Genomic DNA, 3,749 nt, shown 5'->3' with positions numbered 1-3,749 from the left:
CTAAATAGTTAATTTTAAGATATGGGTTTTTTAGTTGTTAAAGAGGTTGAGTAGTAAAGTGGGATTATTATTTTTTTTGCTTTTTAACTTTCTCACTTTTTCACTTTTTAACTTTTAATAAACCACTCAACTACTCAACCATTTAACTTTTTTTAACAGATCGTAAAAAGGTATATTATGCAAAAACTCTCGATTGCCGTAGGTATATCTTTACTTTTTTTTGCTTTTAGCTCTTATGTTTTTGATCCTATTCAAGCAAGACTCATAGGAGTCGTGGCCTTTTTGGTAGTTTTATGGAGCAACGAGGGTTTGCCTTTGGGGGTGGTTTCGTTACTTCCCATTATTCTTTTTCCATCTTTAAATATATTAGATATAAAAAGTGTAACACCAAACTATTCAAAATCGATAATTTTTTTATTTATAGGCGGATTTTTGCTTGCTATGGGGATGCAAAAAACAAAGCTTCATGAGATAATCGCCCAAAAACTTTTATCTTTTTTCCCAAATACGCCAAAAGGCATTATCTACTCCTTAGCTATCACATCAGCTGTGCTTAGTTCTTTTTTATCCAATACTACCGTTACTTTAATGATGATGCCAATAGCTATATTTTTAACCGAAAATATTAAATTAAAGGTAAGATTTCTAATAGCTACAGCTTATGGAGCAAGCATAGGAGGGATTTTTACTCCTATAGGTACCCCTCCAAATCTTATATTGCTTGGATTTTTAGATGATATCAAGATCTCTTCGCCTACTTTTTTAGAATGGATGATGCTAACTTTTCCTATAGTTGCCTCAATGCTTTATCTGGTTCCTTATATTTTATCAAAAGGGGTAAAAGATGAAATTTTAGGCGCAAGAGTTGCTCCAAAAAAGATATTTTTAACTAAAGAGCAAAAAAAACTTACTTTTATTTTGATATCTTTGGTTCTTTTATTGATAATAAATGCTCCAATAAAGCCTTTTTACAACGGTCTTGGTTTAAATGAAAAGATTATTTTGTTAGGTTTTGGTTTAGTTTTGTTTTTGCCAAACGTGGGTATTTTAAAATGGGAAGATTTTAAAGATATGCCTTACGAGATAATTTTTCTATTTGGTGCTGGATTTAATATAGCTACAGCTTTTATAAAAACCGATCTTGCCTCATCTTTAGCATCATATTTTAGCTATTTTGAAAATTTTCCTTTTATTTTAATACTCTTTTTGATAGCGCTTTTTGTTTCATTTTCCACAGAAATTACAAGCAATACAGCTTTAACGTCCATCGCTTTGCCTATATTTTACGAGTTTTCAAAAAATAGCGGCTTTAATGTGGAGATAACTCTTTTTATAGCAACAATTGCTGCAAGTTATGCTTTTATGCTTCCTATTGCTACTCCTCCAAACGCAATAATTATGTCAAGCAGGGTTATAAAAGTAAAAGAGATGGCAAAAATAGGATTTTTGATAAATCTAATCGGAGTTGCGATAGTATCCATAGTGGCTATCGTTTTTTGGAATAATTATTTTTAGTTTAGTTAAAGATGGTTGAGTAGTTAAAATGGTTAAAATAGTTGAGTGGTTAGGTAGTGAGAAAGTGAAAAAGTGAGAGAGTGAGAAAGTGAGCGAGGGTAAACCGAAGGTTTAGGACAACAACTGCTTGTTGTCCGTACCCGAGCGAAAGCTACGACTATATGCGAGCCCTAAAATCAAGGATTTTAGTGGCGAGCATAGGAGTAGCTGGTTTACCTTGAAGCAAATCAAGCGAGTAAAACGAGTGAAGATTTGCGGTTAATTTTTGTTGAGTAGTTGAGTAGTTAAGTAGTTGAGTGGTTGAAGAGTGAAAAAGTTAGAAAGTAAAAAAGTGAGAAAGTGAGCGAGGGCAAACCGAAGGCTTAGTATTAGTTAAAATAGTTAAAATGGTTGAGTGGTTGAGTAGTTGAATAGTTAGGTGAAAGGCTGAAGGGAGAAGGGGGTAAGGAGATAAGGGGAGAAGGTGGTAAGGGGGTAAGAGTCAAAATGATGAGAGAGGGCTCAATTCCCAATTCCCAATTCCTAATGCCAAATTCCAAATATACAAAGGTAAACTTTGAATATTTTAGATATAAAAGAGATAGATGAGTTAAAAGAGTTTCAGTTAGAAAAACTTTATTATATAGGAGATAAGGGGCTGCTTAAAAGACCTAAAATCTCCATAGTTGGATCTAGAAGGGCTTCAAAGTACGCCAAGGAGTTAACCTATAGGCTGGCAAATGAGCTTGCAAAAAGAGGATATGTAATAGTTAGCGGTGCCGCTATGGGAATAGATGCGGCTGCTCATAAGGGTGCGGGAAGTAAAAATACAATAGCCGTTATGGGAAACGGACTGGATATTAGATATCCCGCGGCGAATATATCTTTAATAAAAGATATTGAAAAAAACGGTTTGGTTTTAAGTCAGTTTGATCCGGGATTTGTTCCGACAAATTGGAGTTTTGTGATAAGAAACAAGATAGTTGTCGCTTTAGGCGAATGTTTGGTTGTTGCTGAAGCTCAGTTAAACAGCGGATCTATGAGAAGTGTAGAGTTTGCTTTAAAAATGGAAAAACCGATATTTGTCTTACCCCATAGATTAAACGAAAGTAGCGCAACGAACTATCTTTTAAAAAACGATCTAGCAAAGCCCATTTACGATATTGAGGAATTTGCCAATAGTTTTAAAAAAATAGAAAAAGATGAAGATCAGTTTATTAAATATTTAAAAAGTTCTCCATTTTATGAAGAGGCTATAAAAAAGTATAAAGAGAAGATTTTTGAATTGGAAATCTTGGGAATTATAGAAATAAGGAATTTAAAAATTGTTTACAAAGGCTAATATTTTTATATTGCTAACTCTTTTTATTTTTGTAGGATGCGTAAAAAAAGATAGATTTCAAGAAAAGCCAAAGCTTTTGGAAAAAAGATTTTGCGCAACAAACGCAAAAGGGCTTAATGAGGTTTATAAAAAAATCGATTATAAATTGGAAAAAAGTTCTATTCCAAATCTTTTTATAAAAAATTTTTCAAAAATTTGGAAAAATAAGGAAAATATCAATAAAAAAGAGATTTTTATAAAATCGATTTTGCCTTCCATAATAAGAGCAAATATGGATATATTACATGAAAGAAAGAAATTTTTAAAACTATATAGAAAGTTTCCCCTTCTTTTTGATGATGAAAAAAAATATCTATATAATCTAGCAAAAAAATACAAAGTCGTTTATAAAAAATTTTTAACAAAAGAGAGTTTAGATGAACTTTATAAAAAGATCGATACTATTCCAGTATCGTTGGCGTTAGCCCAAGCAGCAATTGAGAGCGGGTGGGGGGATTCAAGATTTGTTAGTGAGGGAAATGCGTTTTTTGGGCAATGGATATTTTCAAAAAAAGGAATGATTCCAAAAAAAATTAGAGTAGAATTAAAAAGTTATAGCGTAGCAAAATTTAAAAGCATTGACGATTCGGTGAAAGCTTATATGTTAAATTTAAATAGTCACTTTTTTTATAAAGAGTTTAGAAACGCTAGGTTTTTGCTAAAAAAAAGAGGAAAAGTAGATGGTATAAAACTAGCTAAATATTTAAAAATGTACTCAGAAAGAAGAGAAGATTATGTTAAAGATATAATTAAAAATTATTAAATCCAACAAACTGTTGGACTTGGAAGAAAAAAGATTGAAGATTTTTCCTTATATTTATATAAAATATTGTGAAAATATATCTGCATAATCTAACTTTTGCGTAATAGATAT

The 3,749-nt window shown here is 31.5% G+C and carries 3 protein-coding genes; all 3 read left to right on the top strand.

Features of this window, described 5'->3' with window-relative positions; genetic code table 11:
• The first annotated feature begins 177 nt into the window (after positions 1-177).
• The 3 genes from AC30RD_RS07195 to AC30RD_RS07185 all read left to right on the top strand — a co-directional run bounded on the left by AC30RD_RS07195 (position 178) and on the right by AC30RD_RS07185 (position 3,638).
• Positions 178-1,515 (top strand): SLC13 family permease, encoded by a 1,338-nt coding sequence (locus tag AC30RD_RS07195; protein ID WP_489493742.1) that lies wholly within the window; start codon positions 178-180, stop codon positions 1,513-1,515.
• Between the two features lie 556 nt (positions 1,516-2,071).
• Positions 2,072-2,836, top strand: coding sequence for a DNA-processing protein DprA (locus AC30RD_RS07190; protein ID WP_489493740.1), 765 nt, complete (start codon positions 2,072-2,074; stop codon positions 2,834-2,836).
• Entirely contained in the window at positions 2,820-3,638 is an 819-nt protein-coding gene (locus AC30RD_RS07185; RefSeq protein ID WP_489493739.1) for a glucosaminidase domain-containing protein, read from the top strand. Before AC30RD_RS07190 ends, AC30RD_RS07185 begins: the two co-directional genes overlap by 17 nt.
• Positions 3,639-3,749: the final 111 nt, after the last annotated feature.

The sequence above is a fragment of the Nitrosophilus sp. genome, assembly GCF_982775275.1.
Note: the sequence above shows the minus strand (reverse complement) of the source record. Positions and strands in the feature narration are given on the sequence as shown.